Origin of the sequence: Salinicola endophyticus, assembly GCF_003206575.1 — a bacterium.
Taxonomy (GTDB): domain Bacteria; phylum Pseudomonadota; class Gammaproteobacteria; order Pseudomonadales; family Halomonadaceae; genus Salinicola; species Salinicola endophyticus.
In genome coordinates, this window is record NZ_PZJO01000004.1 from 332,764 (window position 1) to 357,649 (window position 24,886).

Sequence of the window (24,886 nt, forward strand, 5' to 3'; positions counted from 1 at the left end):
TGTGTTCCAGGGGCCCTACGCAAAGCCGGCGAGTAGGTGGTAAAGCTTAGTGCCCGGGCGGCGGCGTCTCCCCCAGCAGCGTCTCCGGCAGCGTCAGTCCCAGCGCGTTGGCGGTGCCCTGAAGCACTGCCACCGAGGCGTGAAAAGCCTCGGCGGGGCGCCGGGTGCGGATGCTCTCCATCAGCACCCGGTGACGCTCCAGGCTCTCCTCGGGGTCGCTGGCACTGACGTTGGAGGTTTCCACCAGCAGATGGATCGACGGGCGCAATATGTGCGAGAGCTGGGTCCAGACGATGTTGTGGGTGGCCTTGAAGATGGCGACGTGGAAGGCCACGTCGCAGTCGCTGTGCAGGCGGGCGCGCTGACCGTCATCGTGGGGCTGGCGCAGATGCTGGCCCATGCCGTCGAAGGCTTCCTCGATCGCCACCAGGTCGCGGGCGGTGGCGCGCTTGGCGGCGGTCATCGCCACGTAGGGCTCGACATCGAAGCGAAAGGCGAGAATCTCGCGCTGGATACCGGGGTTGGGCGTGGCGAAACGCGTCATCCAGGCGGTGACCTGGGGATCGAGAATATTCCATTCGGAATAGGGGCGAACGCGGGAGCCGTAGCCGGAGATGCGCTCGATGATGCCGGCATCCACCAGTTGGCGCAGATCGCTGCGCACCGCCGAGCGATTGAGCGCGAAGCGCTCGCAGAGATCGATCTCCTTGGGCACGAATTCGCCGGGCTGGTAGCGTCCGGTGAAAATCTCGCGTACCAGCACGTCGGAGACGCTGATGCGCTTGGCGGCGGTGGGCGTTGTCTGGTCCGGCACGACAGAAAGACTCGACTCGCAGTGTCCGTGGAGAAATAGGTTCGACATATTTCGGCGTAAGGTCATCTTACCCGTCTGATCGACAGCGAAGCGACTGACAAAGGTCGACATACGGCCATGGTATTACCCGGTTTCGGGCGATTTGACTCATGCTATCCGGCGCGGACGCTGGCGCGCTGGCCAGCGTGCCGCATCGCCTGAGGTATCAGCGCAGCAGGTCGACGGCCAGGCGGGTGAGTGCCGCGGAGGCCTGCGCGATGTAGCGCTCGTCGGGTTGATAGTCTGAGTTGTGCAGGCGGTCGTCGCGCCCCGGTTGGCCCGCCCCCAGATAGATCTGAATCGACGGCATGCGCTCGGAGAAGTAGGAAAAATCCTCGGCACCGAAGTCCGTCCCCTGCGTGATCGACACCGGCGCGCCGAACTGCTCGGTCAGCGAGCGCGCGGCCTGGTCGACCAGACCGTCGTCGTTCTGCACCGCCGGGGCGCCACGCACGTACTCGATCTCGGCAGTTAACTGCAGGGCTTCGGCCCCATGCTGACAGATGCGGCGAAACGCGGCTTCGGCGCGGTCGCGGGTGGCTTCCGAACGGCAGCGGACGGTCCCTTCGAAGGTGCAGCTGTCCGGGATGATGTTCTGGCTCTCGCCACCCTGAATATGACCGATCGTGAGTACCGCGGATTGCGCCGGGTCCATGTTGCGCGAGATCACGGTCTGCAGCTGCGAGATCAGCGAGGCAGCGCCGACGATCGGGTCGATGGCGTGGTGGGGGCGGGCGGCGTGGCCGGATACGCCGTTCACCGTGACCCGGAACTCATCGCTGGAGGCGGTGCTCGCCCCGCGCAACAGCATGACGTGCCCGGTCGGCAGCTGGGGCTGATTGTGAAAGGCGATCGCCATCGCCGCGCCGTCGGCGGCGCCATCGGCGACCATCGCCTGGGCACCGCTCTCCTGGGTCTCCTCGGCGGGCTGGAAGATCAGGCGTATCGACCCCTTGAGGGTCGGTGCCAGCTCGCGTAGCGCGGTGGCCGCGCCAAGCAGCGCGGCGGTATGGGTGTCATGGCCGCAGGCGTGCATCTTGCCGGGCACGGTCGAGGCGAAGGGCAGCCCGGTCTGTTCAGCGATCGGCAGCGCATCCATGTCGGCGCGCAGGATCACACACGGGCCGGGCGCGCCCCCGGCGATCTCGGCGACCACGCCGGTGCGGCCGACGCCGGTCTGCACCGCCAGGCCCAGCGCCTCGAGCTCGCTGACCACCAGCGCCGCGGTGCGGTGGGTATCGAAGCCGGTTTCGGGGTGAGCGTGAATGTCTCGGCGGATCTCGATGAGCCGCGGCTCGACCGCGCCGATCAGGCGCTGAATCCGCGCGCCGATACCGTCGTGATCGATCGCGCCATGATCGGTGGTGTCATGCTCGACGGCGTCGGGGTGGGGGGTGGAGAGGGACATGTCGACGGGCTCCTGGGGCTGCGGTGAACGATTTTTTCCGGCTTCGACTTTTGTTATACAATCGAATAACAACAATCATGTGGTGCTTGTCGGCGCATGACAACCTGCGCGCCGACACGTGAGCATCGCAAGCCCCCTGCCACGAGGAGATTCCATGGCCCAGGCGCAACCGATCGTCGGCGTCTATCTCAGCGACTCGCTGGATCTCGATGCGCTCTACGGAGATGCCATTCGCGCTATCGCCGAGGATGTGATTCTACTGCATCCGGCTCAGGTCGAGCGTCCCGAGGCGGTACGTTTCGCGATCTGCTGGCTCCCGGCCGCTGACGCTTTCGAGCCCTATCCCCATCTGGCGCTGGCGATGTCCATCGGTGCCGGGGTCGATGCGCTGATGAATCACCCCGGGCTCGACCCCGCGGTGCGTATCGCTCGGGTCCGCGATCCCCACCAGGCGGACCTGATGGCGGGGTTCGCCGTCCACGAGATTCTTCACCACGAGCGTGAGTTCGAGACCCTGGCGCGCCAGGCGCATACCGCCAACTGGCACCCGCTGCCGATGCGCGCCCCGGCGTCGCGCTGTGTCGCTGTCCTCGGGCACGGGACCATGGGGCGTGCGGTGGTCCAGGCCGTCGCGGCGCTGGGCTTCACCGTGCGCGTGGCATGCTCGCGGCCGCCTGCGGCTCCGGTGGCCGGCGTCCACTACGAGACCGGCCCGACGGCGATCGACGCGGCCGCGAGTGGCGCCGATTACCTGATCAACGTGCTGCCGCTGACGGCGGACACCCATGATGTGCTCGATAGTGCGCTCTTCGAGCGCCTCGCCAAAGGCGCCTGGCTGATACAGATCGGGCGTGGCGAGCATCTGGTCGAGCGTGATCTGCTGGCGGCGCTGGCGGAGGGCACGCTGGCCGGCGCATCGCTCGATGTCTTCCGTGAAGAGCCGCTGCCCGCGGCGCACCCCTTCTGGTTGGACCCGCGGCTGCGCATCACGCCGCACATCGCCAGCGACTCGCTGCCGCAGGTGGTCTCCGAACAGGTGGTCGAGACGGCACGGGCGCTGCGTGACGGCGGCGACATGGCGCTGGTCGTCGACCGCGACCGCGGCTATTGACGCCAGCTCTCCCACCCCATTCATCACAGGGCTCTGCATGAACGCAACCGTCGACACCGTCGCGACCATGAGCGACGCCGAACGTCAGGCACGCATCGAGCTGGCGGCCTGCTATCGCCTGGCCGCCCACTACCGCATGACGGATCTGATCTACACCCACATCACTGCGCGCGTCCCCGGTGAGCCAGGGCACTTCCTGATCAACCCCTACGGCTGGCGCTGGGAGGAGATCACCGCCTCGTCACTGGTCAAGATCGATGTCGATGGCAACCGGGTCGACGACAGCCGCGCACGGGTCAATCCCGCCGGGTTCACAATTCACTCGGCGATCCATGCTGCCAGCCATGACGCCGCCTGGGTGATGCATACCCATACCCGCGCCGGTGTCGCCGTCTCCTCGCTCGAGGAGGGGCTGCTGCCGCTCAATCAGATTGCCCTGCAGTTCCATGGCCGCCTCTCCTATCACGACTACGAAGGCATCGCCCTGGATCTCGACGAACGTGAGCGCCTCGTCGCCAGCCTGGGCAGTAACCCCGCGCTGATACTGCGCAATCATGGCCTGCTGACCACCGGCGCGAGTGCCGCCGAGATGTTCAACAACATGTTCTATCTCGAACGTGCCTGTGACATTCAGGTGGCGACCCTGAGCATGGGGTGCACGCCGGCGCCGGTGCCGGAGGCGCTCGCGCGCCATGTGGCGGCACAGTACACCCGGACGATCCACGAGGAGGGCGATCTGGGGCTGGAGTGGGAGGCGCACCTGCGCACTCTGGAGGCGCTGGACCCCGGCTACAAGGCGTAGCGCCCGGCGCGCTGGAGGCGTACGCCTCGCCGACGCGCCTTAGGGAAGCGCTGAATCAATCGCCGAACGAGATGAAGGGCAAGGCGCACGGAACGCAGACTCGAAGCAACGCGTAGAGAACGCCCGTAGGGCGGCCCGGCAGGGCAAGTTGCCGAAGGCAACGCGTCACGCGAGACATCACAGGGGGTTAGGCGAGTCTTCGACCGGGCTGGCGCCCCAGTACCGCGCAACATAGTCATGCGCTGGGGACGCCGAGTCCGTGCAGGCATTTATACAGTGATTCCTTAGCGTTCGGTGGGGACGCGATTTTCCACCCAGCGCAGGGTCAGGATCAGCACGGCACTGAGGCAGAGATAGACGGCCACCAGAAACAGCAGCGGCTCGTAGGTGAGATAGGTCGCCTGGCGCACCTGGGTGATGACGGCGTAGAGATCGGTGACGGCGATCGTGGCGACCAGTGGCGTCGACTTGAGCTGCAGAATGATCTCGCCGGTCAGGGTCGGCAGCGCGCGATGGACCGCGCGCGGGAACCAGATACGACGAAATATCTGCCAGCGGGACATGCCGAACGCCTCGGCGGCTTCCAGCTCGCCGCGTGGGACGCCGGCGAAGGCGCCGCGCATCACCTCGCCCTCGTAGGCGGCGAAGGAGAGGGTCAGCGCGACGAAACCGTAGGGCCAGGCCTGGCGCAGATAGTCCCACGCCCAGCTGCCGCGAATCTCCGGGAACTGGGCGAAGACGGCACCGAGGCCGTAATAGAACAGCCACATCTGCAGCAGCAGCGGGGTGCCGCGAATGATGGTGCAGAAGCCCGTCGCCAGCCAGCGAAACGGCCAGGCGCCGCCGACCTGGACCAGCCCGAGCGGCAGCGCGATCAGAAAACCGAAGAAGACGCTCGAGACCAGCATCGCCAGGGTCATCATCAGCCCCTCGCCGAGCTTGGGCAGATAGCCTGGCAGCCACGCCCAATCCATCAGCCGAATGATGAGGACGAGCCCGACGAGGGCCACCAGCAGCATCACGATGCGATGTGGCTGTGCCAGCACCGCAGAGAGGCGAATCGGGCCGAGCGCCGGACGACGGCCGGGGGAGGAGAGGGTATCGAGTTCGGCCACGGGGTCTCCTCAGGCTTGACGGGCGGAGACCAGGCCCCGACGGGCCCGACGTTCCACACGCTTGAAAATGACGTTAGAGATCAGGGTGAGCGCCAGATAGAGCGCCCCCGCCGTCAGGAAGAACAGCAGATAGGCGCGGGTCGCCCCGGCCGCCTGGCGGGCGGCGAGGGTCAGCTCGCTGAAGCCGATCACGGCCAGCAGCGCGGTGTCCTTGGTCGCGATCATCCACAGATTGGCCATGCCCGGCAGTGCGTGGGGCAGCATCGCCGGCAGGGTGACCCGGCGCATCACCAGCGCCCCCGGCATGCCGAAAGCCCGCGCCGCCTCGATCTGGCCGAACGGCACGGCACGGATGGCGCCCCGGAACACCTCGGTGGCATAGGCGCCCTGGACCAGCCCGATGACCATGATGCCGGCGGTCAGACCGTCGATGTCGACGCGGCCGAAGCCGAGGGCAGCGGAGGCGCGACTGAGCAGGTCCGTGCCCACATAGTAGAAGAGCAGGATCAGCACCAGCTCCGGGACGGCCCGGATCACCATGGTGTAGACCTCGAGCAGATCGCGCACGACCTTGCCGCCGTAGAGTTTACCGGCGGCACCCAGGATGCCGATCACCACGCCGAGAAAGTAGCCGCCGGCGGCCAGCTGGAGCGAGTGCCAGAAACCGACCAGCAGCACGCGTCCCCACCCGGGGGGATCGTAGGCGAGCAGGCTGAAGTCGAACACGGTCGTCATGGGATGACACCTTTTTTGACCAGAGCGAGTTTTGACCAGAGCAAGTTTTGACCAGAGCGAGTTTGACCAGGGCTGGTTTGATCAGCGCCTAGCGCCGGGCCACCGTTGTCTTGGGGGAGACGGTGGCCCGGCAGCGGAGCGGCGACTCGGGCTGTGTCTGAAAAGTCGACGAGCGCAGGCCAGGCAAGAATCGGCGAAGTGCGGGGTTCATGCGATGTCAATGAGCCTGTGACTCGCTCCGCTCGCCCTTCGGGCGTTCTGAACGTTGTTCAGTGAGCCGATTTGTCATGCGGTATGGGCAAGCGCCGGACTTTTCAGGCATGGCCTAGTCGCCGTAGATGCTGAGATCGCCGAAGTAGGGCTTGGAGATCTTCTGATAGGTGCCGTCTGCGAGGATATCGGAGATCGCTGCGTTCACCCGCGACAGCAGTTCGGTGTCCTCTTTACGCAGGCCGACGCCGACACCACGGCCAAGCACGGCGGGATCGGCGGCGACGTTGCCACGGAATTCGCAGCACGCCTGACCGAGGTCGGAGTCGATGAACGGCTGCATCGCCAGGGTGTCGCCGACCACGGCGTCGATGCGCCCGGCACTCAGGTCCTGAAGCTCCTCGTCGAGCGTCTGGTAGACCTTGATGTCGGCGGCGCTGTGGGAGAAGTACTTGTAGGCGTAGCTCTCCTGGATCGAGCCGGACTGGACCCCGAGGTAGGCACCCTTGACCCCCTCCGGCGTGGGCTGCACGTCGCTACCCTTGGCGGCGAGGAGGCCAGTCGGGGTGTCGTAGTACTTCTGCGAGAAGGCGATCTGCTTGGCGCGCTCCGGGGTGATGCCCATCGAGCCGATGATCATGTCGATCTTGCCGGTCTTGAGCGCCGGGATGATGCCGCCCCAGGCCAGGGGCACGATCTCGCACGTGGCGTCGAGACGCTGGCACAGCGCATGGGTGAAGTCGATTTCCCAGCCGGACCACTCGCCGGAGGCATCGGGGCTGTAGAACGGGGGGTAGGGCTCGGCGGAAATGCCGACCCTGTAGTCGTCGTCGGCCGTGGCGGAAAGCGTGAACACGGTGAGCAGAGCAAAGGCGCTGCCGGCTAGGAGTCGTTTCATCGGGTCAGTCCCTCGTCGAAAGGCTTGTTTTCAAAGTGCGATTTTTTTCAAAGTGCGAAATGGTAACGGAAACGCAGGGCGGTGGCGCGCCGGGGCTGACATCGGGACTGGCGTCGGCGGGATAGGGCTTCGCCGAGAGGCCGATCCTGTCGTCCACGGCGGCAGCCGCAAGGGCAGCTTCCGCACCGGGCGTGAGCATGGCAGTGCCTGGGCACGTCGCGCGCGGGGAGAGGCCGCACGGCTGGCGTCGAAGTTGGATCGTGTCGTCACGCAACGGATCTTATGAACTGTTTTAGGTTTTCCGATTGCGGTGACTCGAAAATCTGTGCCGGACTTCCCTGCTCCTCGATGATGCCATCGCGCAGGAACACCACATGCGTGGCGACGTCGCGAGCAAACGCCATTTCATGCGTGACCAGCAGCATGGTGCGGTGCTCGGCAGCCAGGTCGCGGATCACGGACAGGACTTCGCCCACCAGCTCCGGGTCGAGCGCCGACGTCGGCTCATCGAACAGCATGGCCAGGGGGTCGACGGCCAGCACGCGGGCGATGGCCGCGCGCTGCTGCTGGCCGCCGGAGAGAAAACTGGGGTAGACGTCCAGTTTGTCACCCAGCCCGACCCGTTCGAGCAGTGTTCGGGCGCGCGCGATGGCGGCTTCCCGCGGCATCTTCAGGACATGGATGGGCACTTCGATGACGTTCCCGAGCACCGTGCGGTGCGGCCACAGGTTGAAGCTCTGGAAGACCATGCCGAGGTGGGCACGAATACGCTGGATCTGGCGGCGATCGACGGGTACCAGAGCGCCATCCTTGTCCGGTCGCAGCTGGTAGGGTTCGCCCTGGATGGCGATCTCGCCGGCGGAGGGCTTCTCGAGCAGATTGATGCAGCGCAGCAGGGTCGATTTGCCCGAGCCCGAGCCGCCGATGATGGCGACGATATCGCCCTGTCGCGCGGTCAAGGAGATGCCCTTGAGCACCTCGACGCCGCTGAACGACTTGCGCAGAGCGCGAATCTCGACCGCCGGCGCGGTGGCTGACGGCGCGGTGCCATCAGGTTGCGTGACATCGCCTGTCACAGCTTGTTGTTGCATAGGATTTCCCCTGTTTGCGGCCTGCCGGATCCTGGAAATGCCTGCGATTCAGGCGTCGGCGCGCGATAGGTGGGCTCTTGCAATCTCACTGTTGTTATACGACAGTATAACAACCATCCCAAGAAGCAAAGGCCGGATGCCACTGGCCCGCCGCGAGCCGGCCTGCATCAAGGCTGTATCGGCCGGAGCGCGCCTTCGGCGCAGGGTGGAAACCCACATCGTGTCACGGAGAGCCACGTCATCCATGAGCCGCAAGACGTTCCAGCGCCTGTCTCTCGACGAGCGACGTCGCAGCATGCTCGAGGCGACGCTGGAGTGCATCGCACAGCACGGCCTGGACGGTGCGACGGCACGACGGATAGCGGAAAGGGCCAACGTGACGGCAGGTCTCATCAGGCACTATTTCGGCTCGAAGGAGGACATGGTACTCGCTGCCTACGGCTATCTGGTAGGCCAGTTGACCATGCAGGCCGCCCAGGCCTCGGGACAGGACGCCACCCACCCCGAGCGGCGTCTGGCCCGGTTCATCATCGCCAATGTCACACCGCCCAATCTGTCGGACCGCAACGTATCGCTCTGGGCCACCTTCATTGGCCGGATCCGCGCGCTGCCGAGTTATGCCGACATCCATCGCGAGAGCTATCGTGACTTCCTCGATCTGCTCGAGACGATGATCCACGCGGTCATGGCGGCGAGACAGCGGCCCGTCTCCGCGGAAGCTTGCCAGGATCAGGCGGTGGCGCTCAACGGTCTCATCGACGGCCTCTGGCTGGAGGGCTCTCTCGATCATGGGCTCTACGCGGCCGATCGACTGCCCCGCATCGCACTGACCGCGGCCGCGGGTATCCTCTCGTTGCCGGCCGACGCGCTGTCGATCCATCTGGAGCCCCACGCCGACACCCCACCCGACAGGAACTGATTTTCATGCGTTATGCTGCGATTACCGACCGTCTTCGAGGGATCGGTGGTGACAAATGGAGACTTCACAACGAGTCGCGGCAGCGTATCGCTGCCGGTGAGGAGATCATCGAGCTGACTATCGGTGAGCCCGACATCACCACCGATCCTGCCCTCGTCGAGTGCTGTGTCGAGGCATTGCGCGCAGGGCGCACGCGCTACTCCAACGGCCGTGGGGAGCAGGGGCTCGTGGCGGCGCTGATCGATCACTATGCCCCCCGGCTGCCCGATATCGGCGAGGAGAACGTGCTCTGCTTTCCCGGTACGCAGACGGCGCTGTTTGCGGTGATCCTGGCCCTGGCGGGGGAGGGCGAAGGCGTGTTGACCGGCAACCCCTTCTACGCCACCTACGAGGGCGTGATTCGCGCCGCCGGGGCCTCGCTGCAGTCGGTCCCCCTGCATATCGAACATGGCTTCGTGATGCAGCCGCAAGACCTGCGGGCGGCGATCACGCCGGCGAGCCGGGTGCTGCTGCTCAATACCCCGCACAACCCGACCGGTGCGGTGCTGGATCGCGCGACGATCGAAGCGCTCGGCCAACTCTGTATCGAGCACGATCTGTGGATCGTGTGTGACGAGGTGTACGAGGCACTGATCTTCGAGGGCGAGTTCGTCTCGCCGCTGGAGATCGCCGCGTTGCGCGAGCGCACCGTGGCGGTCTCTTCGATCTCCAAGAGTCACGCCGCCACCGGGTTCCGCAGCGGCTGGTCGATCGGCCCGGTCGCGTTCTCCCGGCGTCTGCTGCCGCTGTCGGAAACCATGCTGTTCGGCAACCAGCCGTTCATCGCCGATATGACCGAAGCGGCGTTGCGCGGTGATTTCGACACCGCGGAACGCCTGCGCGAAGCCCTCGGCCGTCGCGCGCGTCGCGTCACCGCGGCGATTGCCGAATGGCCCCTGCTGTCCGCCAGCCTGCCGCAGGGGGGCATGTTCCTGATGATCGATGTCTCGCGTACCGGGCTCGATGGTGAAGCCTTTGCCGAGCAGTTGCTGGCACGGTACGGCGTCGCCGTGATGCCGGGCGCGTCCTTCGGGGAGAGCGCCACGGATCTGATTCGCGTGGCGCTCACGGTGCCCGATGAGGTGCTGATGGAGGCCGTCACGCGCATCGGGCGGCTATGCGAAGCGCTCGATCACGACGCCCGGATGCCGGGAGACAGGGTATGACAGGTTTTCCCATGACCCTCGACAACCCTGTCGAATGGCAGGCGCCGCTGCCGGCAGAGAGTGACGTGGTGGTGGTCGGTGCCGGGGTGATCGGCGTCACCTGCGCGCTGTTTCTCGCTCGGCGCGGTGTCGCCGTCACCCTGCTGGAGAAAGGCCGTGTCGCAGGTGAGCAGTCGTCGCGCAACTGGGGCTGGATCCGCCAGCAGGGGCGGGCACCGGAGGAGCTGCCGATCTCCCGCGAAGCGATCGCGCTCTGGCGCAGCCTGGCCGATGAGTGCGGCGAGGATATCGGGTTGGCGCCCGGAGGGGTGACCTACTTTGCCCGCACCGAGGCGGAGATGGCGTCGTTCCATCAATGGCTGGTACATGCCCGCGAGCACGGTCTGGATACGCGGCTCCTGGACGGCGCGCAGGCCGCCGCGCGGATCCCGGGCATGTCGAGGCCGGTGGTCGGCGCCATGGAAACCCCCTCCGACATGCGGGCGGAGCCGTGGAAGGCCGTGCCGGCGCTGGCGCGTCTGGCGGCGCGCGAAGGCGTGACCATCATCGAAAACTGCGCGGTGAGAGAGATCGATACGGCGGGGGGACGGGTCGCCGGGGTGGTGACCGAAGCCGGGCGGATTCGTGCCCCCGAGGTCGTGGTCGCCGGTGGCGCCTGGAGTTCGCTGCTGCTGCGCCAGAGCGGTATCGATATTCCCCAGCTGTCTGTGCGGGGCACGGTGATTGCCACCCAGCCGCTGGATGAGGTCTACGCCGGCGCGGCGACCGATGACAAGGTCGCTTTCCGCCGCCGTCAGGATGGCGGCTATACGCTGGCCGCCGCCGGTTTCCACGAGCTCTTCCTCGGGCCGGAGGCGTTTCGCCACGCGCGGTGCTACTGGCCGGCGCTCCGCGCCGACCCGTTCGGGACTCGGTTCAAGCTCAAGGCGCCGGCGGGGTTCCCCGATGCCTGGGGGCTGGCGCGACGCTGGTCCGCCGATCGCGAGACGCCCCTGGAGCGCATGCGCATGCTCGACCCGAAGCCCAATGCCCGTGTCGTGAGGGAGATGCCCCGGGCCTTCGGCGCGCTGTTTCCGGCACTGGGGGAGGTCCGGGTCAAGGCCGCCTGGGCCGGCATGATCGACGCCATGCCCGATGTCGTCCCGATCGTCGATCGCTGTGCGCCACTGCCGGGCCTGACCATCGGTACCGGCATGTCCGCGCATGGCTTCGGTATAGGCCCGGGGTTCGGCCGCGTGCTGGCCGACCTTGTGCTGGGCAGGGCGAGCGGACATGATCTGCATCGCTTTCGTTTCGCCCGGTTCAGCGATGGGTCGCCGATCGTGCCGGGCCCCGCGCTCTGACTTGGCGCTACGCTTTTTTCGTACTTCCTGATAGAGACTGCTCGACCATGCCCGCCCCACGCCCTGTATCGACACCCCGTCGTAACCCCGTCGCCCAGATCGTCGAACGGTTTCCCTTCATGATCGTCGACGGCGCCCTGGCCACCGAACTCGAACGCCACGGCTGCGATCTCAATGATCCCTTGTGGTCGGCGCGGGTCCTGCGCGATGCGCCAGAGGTCATCCGCCAGGTCCATCGCGCCTATTTCGAAGCCGGCGCGGACTGCGCGATCACCGCCAGCTACCAGGCGACGCGGGAGGGGTTCATGCGTGCCGGGCTCGAGGCCGGTGAGGCCGAAGCCTTGATCGAGCGGTCGGTGACGCTGGCGAAGGAGGCGCGCGATGCCTTCTGGACGCAACACGCCAGCGAACGGCGCCCGCGGCCGCTGGTGGCCGCCTCGGTCGGGCCTTACGGTGCCTATCTCGCCGATGGCAGCGAATACCGGGGCTATGCCGATCTCGATATCGACCGGGCGGGCCTGGCGGACTTCCATCGTGCGCGCCTGGAGAGGCTGCTCGCCGCCGAGCCGGATCTGCTCGCGGTGGAGACGCTGCCCGCGCTCGATGAGGCGCTGGCGATCGCGGATCTGCTCGCCACTGCCCCGGTTCCCGCCTGGGTCACCTTCTCGGCACGCGATGAGGGGCTCATCAGCGACGGCACGCCGATCGAGGCCTGCGGCGAGGCCCTGGACGGGCTGCCGGGCATCGCCGCCATCGGTATCAACTGCACGGCACTGGCCCATATCGAAAGTCTGGTCACGCGTCTGCGCCGCGTCACCCAGCTGCCGATCATCGTCTACCCCAACTCCGGCGAAGCCTATGATCCGGAGACCAAGAGCTGGCACGCCGGCTGCGCGCACGCACTGGCACCCCGTGATCTCGCCGACGGGCTGCCGCGCTGGCTGGCCGCCGGTGCCAGCGCCATCGGCGGCTGCTGCCGTACCGGGCCGGATGATATCGGGGCGTTGGCCCTGGCGCGCCAGGCACGGATGCCCGGCTAGAACACCCAGTTGGGCAGTGTCAGCGAGACCGCGGGGACGAAGGTGACCACCAGCAGCAGCGCCACCAGCAGCAGCCAGTAGGGCAGGATCGCGCGAATGAAGGCGCCGATCGAGACGCCGGTGATCGAGCAGGTGGTGAACATCACCGTCCCCAGCGGTGGCGTGATCGTGCCGATCGAGGCGTTGAGGATGAAGACGATGCCGAAGTGCACCGGGTCGATGCCGAACTGGGCCGCGACCGGTGCCAGCAGCGGCGACAGCACGATCAGGATGGCGTTGCCCTCGAGGAACATCCCCAGCACCAGCAGCAGCAGGTTGGCGATCAGCAGGAAGGCGACCGCACTGCCGACGCCCGAAGAGAGCATCAGCGCAATCTGCTGCGGAATCTGCTCCCAGGTGAGCACGCGGGCGAAGCCCGATGCCACGGCAATGATGAAGAGCACGTTGACCGAGGCCATCAGCGATTCGCGGGTGGCCACGGCGACGCTGCCCAGGCCCATCTCGCGGTAGACGAACAGCCCCACGATCAGCGCATAGAGCACCGCCATGGCGCCCGCCTCGGTGGGCGTGAACACGCCGATACGGATGCCCCCGATCACCACCACCGGCAGCAGCAGGGCGATGATCCCTGCACGGGTCACGCTGACCCACTCGTGGCGACTGATCCGCTCGCGGCGCGGCTTCTGGTAGCCGAGGCGGCGGCACTGGATCGATACCAGCACCATCATGGCGACCGCCATCAGCACGCCGGGGACGACGCCGGCCAGGAACAGCCGGCCGATCGAGACGTTGTTGACGTAGCCGTAGACGATCAGCGCGATGCCCGGCGGGATGGTCGAGGTGATCAGCGACGACGAAGCGGTGATCGCACTCGAGAACGCCTTGGGGTAGCCCGCCTTGGTCATGCTCGGCACCAGCAGCTTGGCGTTCATTGCCGCGTCGGCGATGTTGGAGCCGGAGAGCCCGCCCATGAAGGTGCTCAGCAGCACGTTGGCCTGGGCCAGCCCGCCGTGCAGGCGACGGGTCATCAGCTCGGCCAGCTTGAGCAGACGCTCGGTGATACCGGAGTGGTTCATGAACACCCCGGCCATGATGAAGAACGGAATCGCCAGCAGCGAGATCGACTCCAGCCCGCCGGCGAGGCGCTGGATCAGCATCACCATCGGCTGGTCGGCACCGATCAGAAAGTAGGTCAGGCTCGACGCGAACAGCGCGAAGGCCACCGGCGTGCCCAGGCAGAACAGGATGAAGAGCGCGACGAGCGCGATGCCAACGGCCATCGATATCACTCCTTGGTGTTCAAGACATCGGTGGTGTCGACGTCGGCGGTCGCGTCCGATGACGTCACGCCACGGTCATCGGTGATCAGGCGCACCAGCCCGTGGTAGAGCATCATGGCGGCGCTGATGGGGATGGCGACATGGATCCAGGTGTAGGGGATCTGCAGCATCGGGGTGCTGCGGAAACGCGAGAAGGGCAGCAGTTCCAGACCCCAGTAGAGCATCGCCAGGGCACACAGCATGACGATGCCGACATTGAAGATCCGGGTATTCCAGCGGCGCAGCCGGGGCGGCAGCTTGTCGCCCAGCAGGCCGATCAGGACGTGCTCGTTGCGGCGCACCAGGGCGCTGGCGCCGAGAAAGGTCGCCCACACCATCAGAAGCTGCAGTACCTCCTCGCTCCAGGCCAGCGGTGCGGCGAAGAGATAGCGCATGAAGACGTTGGCGATCGCCACCACGAACAGCCCGAACAGCGCCAGGCTGGCGATCACCTCATCGAGGCGCATCAGGCGGTCGAGGGCCTTGAAAAGCGTTTGCATGGTCAACTCCATGGCGCTCCCGCTCGATGTCGAGCGGGAGCGCTGTCATGCCGGGAAAGCGGCTCGATCAACCGTTGATGATCTGACTCACCCGTTGATACAGCCCCTCGCTCCACTGCGGGAACGCCTTGGGAATCTCCTCCTGGGCGCGCTTGCGGAACGGGGCGATATCCACTTCGTTGACCTGGACGCCGGCATCCTTGAGCTGCTGCAGCGACTTGTCGGTCTCCTTTTCGACCAGCGTGCGCAGGTGCTGGGCCATCTCCTGACCGGTCTCGGTGAGGATCTTCCGATCCTCCGGGCTCAGCTGTTCCCAGAACGCCTCGCCGGTGACGAAGGGGGCGACGGTATGCATGTGCGAGGTGAGGTTGAGGTTCTTGACCACTTCATAGAACTTGCCGCCGTAGAGTACCGGCAGCGGGTTCTCGACCCCGTCGACCAGGCCCTGGGCCAGCGCCGGATAGACATCGCCCAGCGACATCGGCGTGGGCACCGCGCCCATCGCCTTGATCGCGGCGACGTACATCGGCGAGTTCTGGACCCGGATCTTGACCCCCGAGAGGTCTTGCGGGGTCGCCACGGGGTCGCGGGAGAGCAGCTGGCGCACACCGTAGACGGTATTGGGGATCACGATGTGATAGCCGGCGGCTTCGACCTTCTTCTCCTGCTCGGCGAACCACTCGGAGTCGAACACCTTGAGCTTGCTGTCGAAGTCCTTGGCCAGATAGGGCGCATCGAGCACCGAGAGATCGGGCACCGAACTCATGAAGTTGGAGTAGGCGGTGATGGTGATCAGCGGCGAGCCGAAGCGCGCCTGCTCCATCACTTCGGTCTCGCCACCGAGCTGGCTGGCGGGAAACGCCTTGAGCTGAAGTTCGCCGTGACTCTCTTCGTTGACGCGTTCGGCCCAGGCCTTGACCGCGACGTCGACCGGCTCGCCCGACTGGTTGCCGTAGGCGACGCGGATCTCGGTGGCGGCCTGGGCTGGCCCGGTGAGCGCCAGGGCACTCAGGCCGGCGAGGGAGAGGGAAGCGGTGAAGCGGAACCAGCGCTGCATTGTCATGGGTGTTTCCTTTTGTCGTTGATCTGCTCGTTGTCGATCTTGTCGTGGTCGGTCAAGCGTGGTCGGTCATTCGTGGGCGGCGTCAGGGCCTCTAGTTCGCCCCGCCGAGGGCATCGATGAGCCCCGGGACGCGACGCCCCTGGCGCTCGGCCTGTTCCACCACCGGGCGCAGGCGGCGCTCCAGCTTGGTCGCGTGGTGCTGGGCGATATCCGCCAGGCGGTGGTCGAGAAAGGGGTTGGCGAAGCGCTCCAGGGTGACGTCGCGGTAGCGTTCGAGCGCAGCCAGCGGCAGTTCGGCGGCCAGCGTCGGCAGCACCTCGGCGTCGAGCAGCGCGCGTAAAGGCTCGCTCAGCTCGGGGCGCTGCATCGCCTCGCGCACCGTCGCCACCGGTTGCCCCAGACGCTGCCAGTGGTGGACCAGCACGCTGTGGGCGAGGTTGAGGATGTGCAGCTTGCGCAGCATCGCCGGGCGCAGGTCGTCGACGACCTCGACGTCGGCATGCACGCACGGCAGCGTCAGCCCCGGGCGGCGGGCGATCGCCCACAGCGCATAGGGTTCGGCGATGGCACCCAGCGGCTCCAGCGGTGCCGAGACGATGCGATCGACCAGGGTGTCGGCCCACACGCAGCGGGTCTCCAGCCAGGTGACAAAGGCGTCGGGGTGGCCGTCTTGCCGGGCCAGCCGGGTCACCCGTGCCAGCAGCTCGCTGGCGTTGTGCTCGATCAGCTCGCAGGGCAGGATCGTCAGCCCGTCGCGGCCGGCGTCGAAGCGTGCCCGCAACAGCTGGGTCAGCTTGCCGGGATAGCTGGCCGGCACCGGGGCGAGGCTCGAATCGGTGCCGACCTCGAAGCCGTTGTCGGCGGTGTTGGAGACGATGATCTCGGCGTGTTCGACGACGTGGCGGGTCAGCGCCTGCCACTGCTCGGCGGCGATGAGACAGGCATCGATGCTGTCGACGTGCTGCTCGCGGTCGATCTCCACGCCGTCGCGGCGGCCACGGATCTGCAGGGGATAGCGCCGCTGGGCGGCGAGCAGGCGCGCCTTGCGCTTGCCCTCTTCGCGCGGCGAGGACTGCACCACCAGCAGGCGGCGCGAGCTGGCCCCGCTGGCCAGCGACTCCGAGACCAGGGCATCGACGTGGGCGAGCAGAAAGCGCCCGGTACCGAACTGGACGATGCTGGCCTGACTGTCGAGGGCATCCGTGGACGGGTTCATGGCGAGACGACTCATAGCGACACCCCGCGCTTCCACGGAATGAAGTCGTGCTGGGAGAGACGCTGGGCCTGGGTCACATGGCGCCCGGAGGCGACCTCCAGGCACAGCGCCAGCAGCGCCTCGGCGAGCTCGTCGATATCGCGCTCGCCGCGCACGATGGGGCCGGCGTCGAAATCGATGATGTCCTGCATGCGCTGCGCCAGCGCGCTGTTGCTGGCGATCTTGAGCACCGGCGCCACCGGGTTGCCGGTGGGGGTGCCGAGCCCGGTGGTGAAGAGGATCAGGTTGGCGCCGGAACCGGCCAGGGCGGTGGTCGACTCGACGTCGTTGCCCGGCGTGCACAGCAGGCTCAGGCCCGGGCGACGGTGGGGCTCGGTGTAGTCGAGCACGTCGACCACCGGCGCATCGCCGCCTTTCTTGGCCGCACCGGCGGACTTCATCGCATCGGTGATCAGGCCGTCGCGGATATTGCCCGGCGAGGGATTCATCGAGAAGTCGGCGCCCACCGCCGCCGCGTGGCGCTGATAGGCGCTCATCAGCTCGGCGAAGCGTGCCGCCACCGTCTCGCTCACGCAGCGTGCGGTGAGCTCGTGCTCGACCCCGCACAGTTCGGGAAACTCGCTGAGCATGCCGCTGCCGCCCAGCGCCACCAGGCGGTCGACCACCGCGCCCACCAGCGGGTTGGCGGAGAGCCCGGAGAAGCCATCCGAGCCGCCACACTCCAGCCCCAGCACCAGCTTGTCGAGGGCGGCGGGCTGACGCGTGACCCGGTCGGCGCTGGCGAGGCCGTCGAAGATGGAGGTCAGGGCGTCGCGGATCAGGCGCTCCTCGCTGGGCGAGGACTGCTGGTCGAAGTAGTCGACACGCTTGAGCCCCTGCGGGTCGCGCGCGGCGACCGCCGCCTTGAGCATGCGGATCTGCGCCTTCTGGCAGCCCAGGCTGAGCACCGTCGCCCCGGCCACGTTGGGATGGCAGACATAGCCGGCGAGCAGCTGGCACAGCGCCTCGGCGTCGTCGTCGGTGCCGCCGCAGCCGAGGCTGTGGGTGAGAAAACGCACGCCGTCGACATTGGGAAAGCGCCGCGACGGTGTCCCCTCGTCGGGCGCATCCGCGGTGGCTTCGATGCCGTCGAGCAGGCCCCGGGCCATACGCTTGTAGTCACGATAGGGGTCGTCACCCAGGGCGTCGGCGACGCACTGGCGCAGTACCTCGATATTGCGGTTCTCGCAGAACACCAACGGTATCACCAGCCACACATTGGCGGTGCCGACGCTGCCATCCGGGCGATGGAAGCCGTCGAAGGTCGCCTGGGCGAAGCGCGAAACATCGGGCGGCGTCCAGTCGCGTGACCCCGGGCGGGCGTCGCCACCGGCGGTGGCGTGGGCCAGGTTGTCGGTGGTGATCGCGCCGCCGCGGGGGATCACCCGGGTGGCGCGGCCCACGGTGACCCCGTACATGGTGACCTCATCGCCAGGTGCGAGGTCGCTGAGCGCAAACTTGTGCTTGGCGCGCACGCTGTCGGCCAGGGGGAAGCGCAGGTTCGCTACTGCCACTTCGCGCCCGGCGGGCAGGTCGGTCAGCGCCACGGCGACGTTGTCGCGGGGGTGGATGCGCAGGCTCAGACGCGTCGGCGCGTCGCTGGCGATGGTCGCCGGATTCATGCCTCGGTCTCCGCGTCGTCTTCGAGGGTCACCATGGCCTTGATCACGCCGCTGCCGGGCGCGCACCACTGGGGCATCAACGTCGGCAGCGACTCGAGCCGGCCGCGGTGGGTGATCAACGGGGCGGTCTGCAGCCGGCCTTCGGCCATCAGCTGGGTCACGTGCTCGAAATCCTCGCGCGTGGCGTTGCGGCTGCCGAGCAGGGTGAGTTCCTTCTTGTGGAAATCCGGGTCGCTGAAGCTGATCTCTGCCTTGACCACGCTGACCAGCACGTAGCGCCCGCCGTGGCCGGCGAAGTCGAAGCCCCGATTCATCGCCTTGGGGTTGCCGGTGGCGTCGAACACCACGTCGGCCAGGGCGCCGGCGTTGAGCGCCTCGATCCTGGCCACCACGTCGTCGTCGGCGTGCCATACCGCATCGGCGCCCAGCGTCTCGCGGCACAGCGCCAGGCGTTCGCGGTTGGTGTCGACCATCGCCACCCGCGCGCCGCAGCTCTTGGCCACCTGCAGCACGCCGATACCGATCGGCCCGGCGCCGACCACCACCACCAGTTCGTCGGCGGCGACCTGGGCACGGCGCACGGCGTGGGCGCCGATGGCCTGGCACTCGACCAGCGCCAGCGCCTCGGGCGAGAGCGTCGGCACCGCCACCAGGTGGGTGACGGGCACATTGAGCGTCTGCGCCATGCCGCCGTCGCGGTGCACGCCGATCACCTCGAGCGCCTGGCAGCAGTTGGTGCGGCCCTGGCGGCAGGCGCGACACTCGCCGCAGTGCAGATAGGGGATGACGTAGACCGCCTGGCCGACCAGCGCCGGGTCGACGTCGTCGGCCACCGCGACCACTTCCCCGGCCAGCTCGTGGCCGAGCACGCGGGGGTACTCGAAGTAGGGCTGATTGCCGCCGAAGGCGTGGATATCGGTACCGCAGATACCGATACGGCGGATGGCGACACGCGCTTCGCCCGGCGCCAGCGGTGGCGTCGGGCGCTCGACCAGCGCCATCTCGCCGGGGCGCGAACAGACGACGACTTGCATGCGGATTCTCCTCACAAATAAGGGATATCGGCCTAAAGGTCAGGCCAATTGGCGCGCGGGCCGCCTTCCAGACTCAGGGAAGACGGCGCGGCGTTGCGGGGCGCTCAGCTCTCGATACAGCGCTGGCGCTGTTCGCCCAGCCCTTCGATGCCCAGGCGCATGGTCTGGCCCGGCTTGAGGAAGACCTTCGGATTTTGCCCCATGCCCACGCCCGGGGGGGTACCGGTGGAGATCACGTCGCCCGGCTGCAGGCTCATGAAGCGGCTCAGGTAAGCGACCAGATGCGGGATCTGGAACACCATGGTGCGGGTCGAGCCATCCTGGTAGCGCTGGCCGTCGACCTCCAGCCACAGATTCAGATCGTGGGGATCGGCGATCTCGTCGCGGGTCACCAGCCAGGGGCCGAGCGGGCCGAAGGTATCGCAGCCCTTGCCCTTGTCCCAGGTGCCGCTGCGCTCGAGCTGGAACTCGCGCTCGGAGACGTCGTTGATCACGCAGAAGCCGGCGACATGATTCATGGCGTCGGCTTCGTCGATGTAGCGCCCGCCGGTGCCGATCACTACGCCGAGCTCGACCTCCCAGTCGGTCTTGGTCGAATCGCGGGGGATCTCGACGTCGTCGTTGGGGCCGCAGATGGCGCTGGTCCACTTGTTGAACACCACCGGCTCGGCGGGCACCTCGGCGCCGGTCTCGGCGGCGTGATCCGAATAGTTGAGGCCGATGCAGATGAACTTGCCCACCCGGCCGACGCAGGGGCCGAGACGAGTGTCGGCGGCGACCTCGGGCAGGCGGCTCAGGTCGAGCTCGGCGAGTCGCGCCAGACCGGCGGCGGATAGCACTTCACCCGCGATGTCATCGATCTCGCCGGTGAGATCGCGCACGCGACCGTCGGCGTCGACGATCCCCGGCTTTTCCTGCCCCTTGGGGCCGTGGCGTAGCAGTTTCATGCCGTTTCCTTCTGTCTATGCATGGGTGCGTTCATCATCACTCTCTTTTAGTGCCGAGCGCAGGTCGTGCCAGGATGAACCCAGGGTTTGTACGAAAAGTCAGCGAGCGAAGGCCAGACCGGGACGCGTAGCCCAGGCAAGAATCGACGCAAACGGACCGGGCGGGCGCTCCCGCCGATTGTCGACGCCGTATTGCCGCGCACGGGTAGTTGTCGTGCAACGCCTAGTTGGACCAGCCGCCATCGATCATCTGCACCGTCCCGGTGATGAAACCGGCCTCGTCACTGGCCAGCCAGGTGGCCAGCGCGGCGATCTCCTCCACCCGGCCCAGCCGGCCCATGGGCTGACGCGCGACGAATTCGGCGAACACCTCGTCGGCGCTGCGCCCCTGCTGGCGTGCCTGTTCGGCGACCCGTTCGCGCAGCGAGGGCGAGTCCACGGTGCCCGGGCAGATGGCGTTGCAGCGGATGCCGCGGGTCATGAAGTCGGCGGCGATCGACTTGGTCAGCCCGATCACCGCGGCCTTGGTGGTGCCGTAGGCGAAGCGATTGGCGACCCCTTTGGTGCTGGAGGCGAGGGAGGCCATATTGATGATGCTGCCGCCGCCGTTCTCCAGCATCGCTGGCAGGGCGGCGCGCAGGGTGTAGAACATCGAGTCGACGTTGAGTCGCTGGGCCTGTGCCCACTGGGCCTCGTCGCACTCGAGGATCGAGCCGGCGGGCACCGTGCCGGCGCAGTTGAAGACGATATCCAGGGCGCCCAGCGACGCGATCAGGCGGTTCACCGCGGCGGCGTCGGTGACATCCAGCGCGTGGCACTCGGCGGCCTCCAGCCCGTCGAGCTTGGCCGCGTCGATATCGGTGGCGATCACCCGCGCGCCCTCGGCCAGGAAGCGCTCGACGGTGGCGCGGCCGATGCCCTGGCCGGCAGCAGTGATCAGAGCGGTCTTGTGGGCGAGGCGCATGGCGGGGCTCCTGAGCGTTGTCGAAGTTGGCTGACTGTTGTCGCACGGTGGCCTTTCGCTTCTAATGTCTAAAGGCCTGACCATTGGGCCGAGTATTATCCTATGCGTGGCGGCACCGCAAACCGCCAAACGTCTAATAGGCAGCGCCAGCGCCCGGGATTGCGTGCCAGTTTTCGACCAATGTCTAACAAGGACGCCGTTCCCGGGCGGCGGCCTGCCACAGGAGATCCCGCGATGCCGATTCAGACCATTCGCGCCCAGCGGCTCTATCGCCAGATCGCCGATCAGCTGCTGGCGTTGATCCGCCAGGGCGAGTTCCCGCCGGGCTCGCTGCTGCCGCCGGAGCGTGATCTGGCGCAGCAGCTCGGGGTCAGCCGCGCCTCGGTGCGTGAGGCGCTGATCGCGCTGGAGGTAGTGGGGCAGGTCGAGGTGCGGGTCGGCCACGGCGTGCTGGTACTGGAGCGTGCGGCGCCGGTGGAGACGTCGGTGATGCACGTCGCGCTTCGCCAGGAGCCGTGGGCGATCGATCCCGAGTTCGAAAGCGAGATCGAGCTCGACCTGGATCAGGAGATTCCGCCTTTCGCGCTGCTCGAGGCGCGCCGCTTCATCGAGCCGGAAACCGCGGCGCTGGCGGCGCTCAATGCCAGCGACGCCGATCTCGAGGCGATCCGCGAGGCCTACCAGCGCAACGTCGAGGACAACCGCCACGGCGGCAACAACATGGTCGGCGACCGCCTGATGCATATCCGCATCGCCGAGGCCTCGGGCAACGCCGCCTATGCCATGCTGCTCAAGCATCTGCTCGGCCATCAGTACGGGGTGATGTTCCGGCGGCTGCAGGCGCTGTTCATGTCCACCGACATGCCGCGCCGCTCGCAGCAGGACCACAGCCATATCCTCGCTGCCATCGAGGCGCGGGATGCCGAGGCCGCGCGGGCGGCGATGGCGGCGCATCTCGATCACGTGCTCGGGGTGTTCTTCGATAGCTGAGCCGGGTGCCGTTGCCGCCGACGATTCGATCGTATCGATGCTCGGGGGCGAAAAAAGCCAGTGTCGACATGCCCGCAGGCCGACTAGCCTTGCAGGAGTATTCACCGGGACACGCATCCCGATCTGCCGGCCGTATGCGCCGGCGCTACCCCCGCTGCAAGGAGCGTGCAATGAGCAAGGTACTGGTGCTTTATTACTCGAGCTACGGTCATGTCGAGACGCTGGCCAAGGCGATCGCCGAGGGCGCCAGCGGTGTCGGCGGCACCCAGGTGGACGTGCGCCGGGTGTCCGAGCTGGTCCCCGAGGAGGTGGCCGAGCAGTCGGGTTACAAGACCGATCAGGATGCACCGGTGATCGAGAGCCCCGACGCCCTGGCCGACTACGACGCGATCATCGTCGGTACGCCGACCCGGTTCGGCAACATGGCCTCGCAGATGCGCAACTTCTGGGACATGACCGGTGGCCTGTGGGCCCAGGGCAAGCTGGTCGGCAAGGTCGGCAGCGCCTTCGTCTCCACCGCGAGCCAGCACGGCGGCCAGGAGACCACCTTGACCTCGATCCATACCACGCTGCTGCATCACGGCATGGTGATTGCTGGCGTGCCCTACAGCTGCGCCGGGCTCACCAACATGAGCGAGATCACCGGTGGCACGCCCTATGGTGCCTCCACCCTGGCGGGGGCCGACGGCAGCCGCACACCCAGCGAGAACGAGCTGGAGATCGCCCGCTTCCAGGGCAAGCACGTGGCCGAGCTGGCGGCCAAGCTCGCCGGCTGAGGCCGGTCGGCCAAGGCCCTTTTCCCCCGGGCCGACCAACGAGAGCCGCTGATCTCATCGAGGTCAGCGGCTTTTTCCTGGGCGATAGTCGAACTCGTGAAAATCCGCCGCGAGGCCGGCCCCGGAGAGATCCTGGGCGCAGAGGCCGATGAAGGTGCCGGTGAAGCGGATGTAGTCCGGGTCGTCGTCGCAGAGATGGGAGATGTCGAGTGGCTCGCCGATCGGTTGCCAATCGATAGCATCGGCGTGTCGATCCGGATCGCTCTGCGCATCGCCCGGCGCATGGAAGAAACGCAGCTTTTCGCGCGCCAGGCGCGCCATCAGGCGCACGTCACCCGCCATCAGAGGGACATCGACGGTCAGCGGCTCGTCGTAGACGCCGTGGCGCGAGACGACGATACCGAGACAACGGCCCAGCGTCTCCTCCCGGGTCACCCTGAGATAGACATAATCCTTGGTGTCGTAATAGAGGATCAGCCCCGCCATCTGCTGGAAATGCTCGGGGTCGAAGGAGAGGCGTGTCTCCACCTCCACGTCGAGATGGGTCAGGCGCCTGGCCAGCAGGCTCTGTCGGTGGGTCGACTGCATCGACTCGCCGCCCTTGAGTCGCAGACAGCCCGGGCGCTCGCTCAGCGACAGCCAGGTGTCGTCGAACGGCCGGCGCAGACTCTGCCAGTAGCGGTAGAGGCTCGGGCTCTCGAAGGTATCGTGATCCGGCTCGGCGAGGGGGGGCTGCCAGTGCAGCTCCGGGCCGGCCACCCGGTGGCTGGGGTAGGGGCCGCCAGCGATGCGAAGCCAGTCATCCTCGGTCCAGACGCAGCGCTGCAGGGCGGTTTCGCGCCCCAGCATGCAGCGCCCGGCGACGACCGGGCGGGCACAGAGGTGGGCGCAGTACCACTCGCCTCCGGGGGTCTCCACCAGACTGCCATGGCCGGCCTTCTGCAACTGATCGCGCGCATCCGGGTTCGAGGTGAGCACCGGGTTGGTCGGGTCGACCTCGTAAGGACCGGTCAACTCACGTGAGCGAGCCACCGTCATGGCATGACCGTAGCCGGTACCGCCCTCGGCGGTGACCAGGTAGTAGTAGCCGTTTCGCCGATAGAGGTGCGGGGCCTCGGTGACGCCCAAGGACGTCCCCCGAAAGATATTGTGCACGGGCCCGGTGAGCTGTTGGCGTTCGATGTCGTAGCGCTGCAAGGCGATACCGGCGAAGGCGTTCCGACCCTTGCGGAAATCCCAGATCATGTTGAGCAGCCAACTGCTGCCGTCATCGTCGTGGAACAGCGAAGGGTCGAAGCCGCTACTGTTGAGAGGAGTCGGTTCCGACCAGGGTCCTTCGATCCGCTCGGCGCTGACCAGGTAGTTGTGGGTGTCCTTGAACGCGCCACGGCGACTCTTGACGTCGGTGTAGATCAGATGGAAGCGGCCATGTGCGTAGCTCAGGCACGGCGCCCATACGCCGCCGGAATCGATATCGCCGATCATGTCCAGCTGCGAGCGCCGGTCGAGGGGCGAGGGCAACTGGCGCCACTGGGCCAGATCCCGGGAGTGATAGAGGGCGACGCCGGGAAACCATTCGAAGGTCGAGGTGGCGATGTAGTAGTCGTCGTCGACCCGGAGTATCGACGGGTCCGGATGAAAGCCGGGCAGGATGGGGTTGGCAATGAGGGACATGCGATCTCCTGT

At 67.0% G+C, this 24,886-nt stretch carries 23 protein-coding genes; 8 read left to right on the forward strand and 15 right to left on the reverse strand.

Translation table 11 applies throughout. The features are described from left to right. Positions 1–46: 46 nt before the first annotated feature. Entirely contained in the window at positions 47–814 is a 768-nt protein-coding gene (locus DOM66_RS10835; RefSeq protein ID WP_245392413.1) for a FadR/GntR family transcriptional regulator, read from the reverse strand. 205 nt (positions 815–1,019) lie between these two features. Continuing rightward, entirely contained in the window at positions 1,020–2,261 is a 1,242-nt protein-coding gene (locus tag DOM66_RS10840) for a M20 metallopeptidase family protein (RefSeq protein WP_110690126.1), read from the reverse strand. 154 nt (positions 2,262–2,415) lie between these two features. On the opposite strand from DOM66_RS10840, the gene DOM66_RS10845 reads away from it, so the two are divergent. Both DOM66_RS10845 and DOM66_RS10850 read left to right on the forward strand, forming a co-directional pair. Next, on the forward strand, positions 2,416–3,372 hold the full coding sequence (locus DOM66_RS10845; protein WP_110690127.1) for an NAD(P)-dependent oxidoreductase: 957 nt from the start codon (positions 2,416–2,418) through the stop codon (positions 3,370–3,372). A 37-nt stretch (positions 3,373–3,409) separates the two neighbouring features. Beyond that, complete coding sequence (locus DOM66_RS10850) at positions 3,410–4,174, forward strand: class II aldolase/adducin family protein (protein ID WP_110675466.1); 765 nt, start codon at positions 3,410–3,412, stop codon at positions 4,172–4,174. 284 nt (positions 4,175–4,458) lie between these two features. Here DOM66_RS10850 and DOM66_RS10855 read toward each other — a convergent pair whose 3' ends face one another. From DOM66_RS10855 to DOM66_RS10870, 4 genes are all read right to left on the reverse strand, one after another. Then, positions 4,459–5,289 (reverse strand): ABC transporter permease, encoded by an 831-nt coding sequence (locus DOM66_RS10855; protein WP_232825200.1) that lies wholly within the window; start codon positions 5,287–5,289, stop codon positions 4,459–4,461. Positions 5,290–5,298: 9 nt separating this feature from the next. Continuing rightward, complete coding sequence (locus DOM66_RS10860; protein ID WP_110675467.1) at positions 5,299–6,024, reverse strand: ABC transporter permease; 726 nt, start codon at positions 6,022–6,024, stop codon at positions 5,299–5,301. A 325-nt stretch (positions 6,025–6,349) separates the two neighbouring features. Continuing rightward, positions 6,350–7,132 carry a transporter substrate-binding domain-containing protein gene (locus DOM66_RS10865; protein WP_110675468.1) on the reverse strand — a complete coding sequence of 261 codons (783 nt, stop codon included), beginning with the start codon at positions 7,130–7,132 and terminating at the stop codon, positions 6,350–6,352. Between the two features lie 266 nt (positions 7,133–7,398). Continuing rightward, a complete protein-coding gene (locus tag DOM66_RS10870; RefSeq protein ID WP_110690128.1) occupies positions 7,399–8,223 on the reverse strand; it encodes an ABC transporter ATP-binding protein in 825 nt (274 codons plus the stop codon). Between the two features lie 136 nt (positions 8,224–8,359). Between DOM66_RS10870 and DOM66_RS10880 the strand changes: the two genes are divergently transcribed. The 4 genes from DOM66_RS10880 to mmuM are packed head-to-tail and all read left to right on the forward strand — an operon-like array spanning position 8,360 to position 12,730. After that, positions 8,360–9,142 carry a TetR family transcriptional regulator C-terminal domain-containing protein gene (locus DOM66_RS10880; RefSeq protein WP_245392414.1) on the forward strand — a complete coding sequence of 261 codons (783 nt, stop codon included), beginning with the start codon at positions 8,360–8,362 and terminating at the stop codon, positions 9,140–9,142. 5 nt (positions 9,143–9,147) lie between these two features. Then, complete coding sequence (locus tag DOM66_RS10885; RefSeq protein ID WP_110690130.1) at positions 9,148–10,347, forward strand: pyridoxal phosphate-dependent aminotransferase; 1,200 nt, start codon at positions 9,148–9,150, stop codon at positions 10,345–10,347. Beyond that, entirely contained in the window at positions 10,344–11,690 is a 1,347-nt protein-coding gene (locus tag DOM66_RS10890; protein ID WP_110690131.1) for an NAD(P)/FAD-dependent oxidoreductase, read from the forward strand. Before DOM66_RS10885 ends, DOM66_RS10890 begins: the two co-directional genes overlap by 4 nt. A gap of 47 nt (positions 11,691–11,737) precedes the next feature. After that, positions 11,738–12,730 carry a homocysteine S-methyltransferase gene (gene mmuM, locus DOM66_RS10895; RefSeq protein ID WP_110690132.1) on the forward strand — a complete coding sequence of 331 codons (993 nt, stop codon included), beginning with the start codon at positions 11,738–11,740 and terminating at the stop codon, positions 12,728–12,730. Here mmuM and DOM66_RS10900 read toward each other — a convergent pair. From DOM66_RS10900 to DOM66_RS10935, 8 genes are all read right to left on the reverse strand, one after another. Then, positions 12,727–14,010: a TRAP transporter large permease gene (locus tag DOM66_RS10900; RefSeq protein WP_110675474.1), complete on the reverse strand. Its 1,284-nt coding sequence runs from the start codon at positions 14,008–14,010 to the stop codon at positions 12,727–12,729. The genes mmuM and DOM66_RS10900 overlap by 4 nt on opposite strands. 5 nt (positions 14,011–14,015) lie before the next feature. Continuing rightward, on the reverse strand, positions 14,016–14,549 hold the full coding sequence (locus DOM66_RS10905) for a TRAP transporter small permease (protein WP_110690133.1): 534 nt from the start codon (positions 14,547–14,549) through the stop codon (positions 14,016–14,018). A gap of 67 nt (positions 14,550–14,616) precedes the next feature. After that, a complete protein-coding gene (locus tag DOM66_RS10910) occupies positions 14,617–15,612 on the reverse strand; it encodes a C4-dicarboxylate TRAP transporter substrate-binding protein (RefSeq protein ID WP_110690134.1) in 996 nt (331 codons plus the stop codon). Between the two features lie 91 nt (positions 15,613–15,703). After that, positions 15,704–16,828: a mannitol dehydrogenase family protein gene (locus tag DOM66_RS10915; protein WP_110675477.1), complete on the reverse strand. Its 1,125-nt coding sequence runs from the start codon at positions 16,826–16,828 to the stop codon at positions 15,704–15,706. Between the two features lie 11 nt (positions 16,829–16,839). Continuing rightward, a complete protein-coding gene (locus tag DOM66_RS10920; RefSeq protein WP_110690135.1) occupies positions 16,840–18,489 on the reverse strand; it encodes a UxaA family hydrolase in 1,650 nt (549 codons plus the stop codon). Further along, positions 18,486–19,523, reverse strand: coding sequence for a zinc-binding alcohol dehydrogenase family protein (locus tag DOM66_RS10925; RefSeq protein ID WP_110690136.1), 1,038 nt, complete (start codon positions 19,521–19,523; stop codon positions 18,486–18,488). The genes DOM66_RS10920 and DOM66_RS10925 overlap by 4 nt, the downstream gene beginning before the upstream one ends. A gap of 104 nt (positions 19,524–19,627) precedes the next feature. Continuing rightward, positions 19,628–20,470: a fumarylacetoacetate hydrolase family protein gene (locus tag DOM66_RS10930; RefSeq protein ID WP_110675480.1), complete on the reverse strand. Its 843-nt coding sequence runs from the start codon at positions 20,468–20,470 to the stop codon at positions 19,628–19,630. Between the two features lie 223 nt (positions 20,471–20,693). After that, on the reverse strand, positions 20,694–21,434 hold the full coding sequence (locus tag DOM66_RS10935; protein ID WP_110690137.1) for an SDR family oxidoreductase: 741 nt from the start codon (positions 21,432–21,434) through the stop codon (positions 20,694–20,696). Between the two features lie 234 nt (positions 21,435–21,668). Between DOM66_RS10935 and DOM66_RS10940 the strand changes: the two genes are divergently transcribed. Next, positions 21,669–22,424, forward strand: a complete 756-nt coding sequence (locus tag DOM66_RS10940) for a FadR/GntR family transcriptional regulator (protein WP_110675482.1) — start codon at positions 21,669–21,671, stop codon at positions 22,422–22,424. A 170-nt stretch (positions 22,425–22,594) separates the two neighbouring features. Further along, entirely contained in the window at positions 22,595–23,200 is a 606-nt protein-coding gene (gene wrbA, locus DOM66_RS10945; RefSeq protein ID WP_110675483.1) for an NAD(P)H:quinone oxidoreductase, read from the forward strand. Between the two features lie 63 nt (positions 23,201–23,263). Here wrbA and DOM66_RS10950 read toward each other — a convergent pair whose 3' ends face one another. Then, a complete protein-coding gene (locus DOM66_RS10950; RefSeq protein ID WP_110690138.1) occupies positions 23,264–24,874 on the reverse strand; it encodes a glycoside hydrolase family 43 protein in 1,611 nt (536 codons plus the stop codon). Positions 24,875–24,886: the final 12 nt, after the last annotated feature.

Bases quoted from the DNA above. Each gene is read 5' to 3' on its own strand.
- DOM66_RS10840 (WP_110690126.1), bottom strand. From the start codon at position 2,261: ATGTCCCTCTCCACCCCCCACCCCGACGCCGTCGAGCATGACACCACC.
- DOM66_RS10845 (WP_110690127.1), top strand. From the start codon at position 2,416: ATGGCCCAGGCGCAACCGATCGTCGGCGTCTATCTCAGCGACTCGCTG.
- DOM66_RS10850 (WP_110675466.1), top strand. From the start codon at position 3,410: ATGAACGCAACCGTCGACACCGTCGCGACCATGAGCGACGCCGAACGT.
- DOM66_RS10860 (WP_110675467.1), bottom strand. From the start codon at position 6,024: ATGACGACCGTGTTCGACTTCAGCCTGCTCGCCTACGATCCCCCCGGG.
- DOM66_RS10865 (WP_110675468.1), bottom strand. From the start codon at position 7,132: ATGAAACGACTCCTAGCCGGCAGCGCCTTTGCTCTGCTCACCGTGTTC.
- DOM66_RS10870 (WP_110690128.1), bottom strand. From the start codon at position 8,223: ATGCAACAACAAGCTGTGACAGGCGATGTCACGCAACCTGATGGCACC.
- DOM66_RS10880 (WP_245392414.1), top strand. From the start codon at position 8,360: ATGCCACTGGCCCGCCGCGAGCCGGCCTGCATCAAGGCTGTATCGGCC.
- DOM66_RS10885 (WP_110690130.1), top strand. From the start codon at position 9,148: ATGCGTTATGCTGCGATTACCGACCGTCTTCGAGGGATCGGTGGTGAC.
- DOM66_RS10890 (WP_110690131.1), top strand. From the start codon at position 10,344: ATGACAGGTTTTCCCATGACCCTCGACAACCCTGTCGAATGGCAGGCG.
- mmuM (WP_110690132.1), top strand. From the start codon at position 11,738: ATGCCCGCCCCACGCCCTGTATCGACACCCCGTCGTAACCCCGTCGCC.
- DOM66_RS10900 (WP_110675474.1), bottom strand. From the start codon at position 14,010: ATGGCCGTTGGCATCGCGCTCGTCGCGCTCTTCATCCTGTTCTGCCTG.
- DOM66_RS10905 (WP_110690133.1), bottom strand. From the start codon at position 14,549: ATGCAAACGCTTTTCAAGGCCCTCGACCGCCTGATGCGCCTCGATGAG.
- DOM66_RS10910 (WP_110690134.1), bottom strand. From the start codon at position 15,612: ATGACAATGCAGCGCTGGTTCCGCTTCACCGCTTCCCTCTCCCTCGCC.
- DOM66_RS10915 (WP_110675477.1), bottom strand. From the start codon at position 16,828: ATGAACCCGTCCACGGATGCCCTCGACAGTCAGGCCAGCATCGTCCAG.
- DOM66_RS10920 (WP_110690135.1), bottom strand. From the start codon at position 18,489: ATGAATCCGGCGACCATCGCCAGCGACGCGCCGACGCGTCTGAGCCTG.
- DOM66_RS10925 (WP_110690136.1), bottom strand. From the start codon at position 19,523: ATGCAAGTCGTCGTCTGTTCGCGCCCCGGCGAGATGGCGCTGGTCGAG.
- DOM66_RS10930 (WP_110675480.1), bottom strand. From the start codon at position 20,470: ATGAAACTGCTACGCCACGGCCCCAAGGGGCAGGAAAAGCCGGGGATC.
- DOM66_RS10935 (WP_110690137.1), bottom strand. From the start codon at position 21,434: ATGCGCCTCGCCCACAAGACCGCTCTGATCACTGCTGCCGGCCAGGGC.
- DOM66_RS10940 (WP_110675482.1), top strand. From the start codon at position 21,669: ATGCCGATTCAGACCATTCGCGCCCAGCGGCTCTATCGCCAGATCGCC.
- wrbA (WP_110675483.1), top strand. From the start codon at position 22,595: ATGAGCAAGGTACTGGTGCTTTATTACTCGAGCTACGGTCATGTCGAG.
- DOM66_RS10950 (WP_110690138.1), bottom strand. From the start codon at position 24,874: ATGTCCCTCATTGCCAACCCCATCCTGCCCGGCTTTCATCCGGACCCG.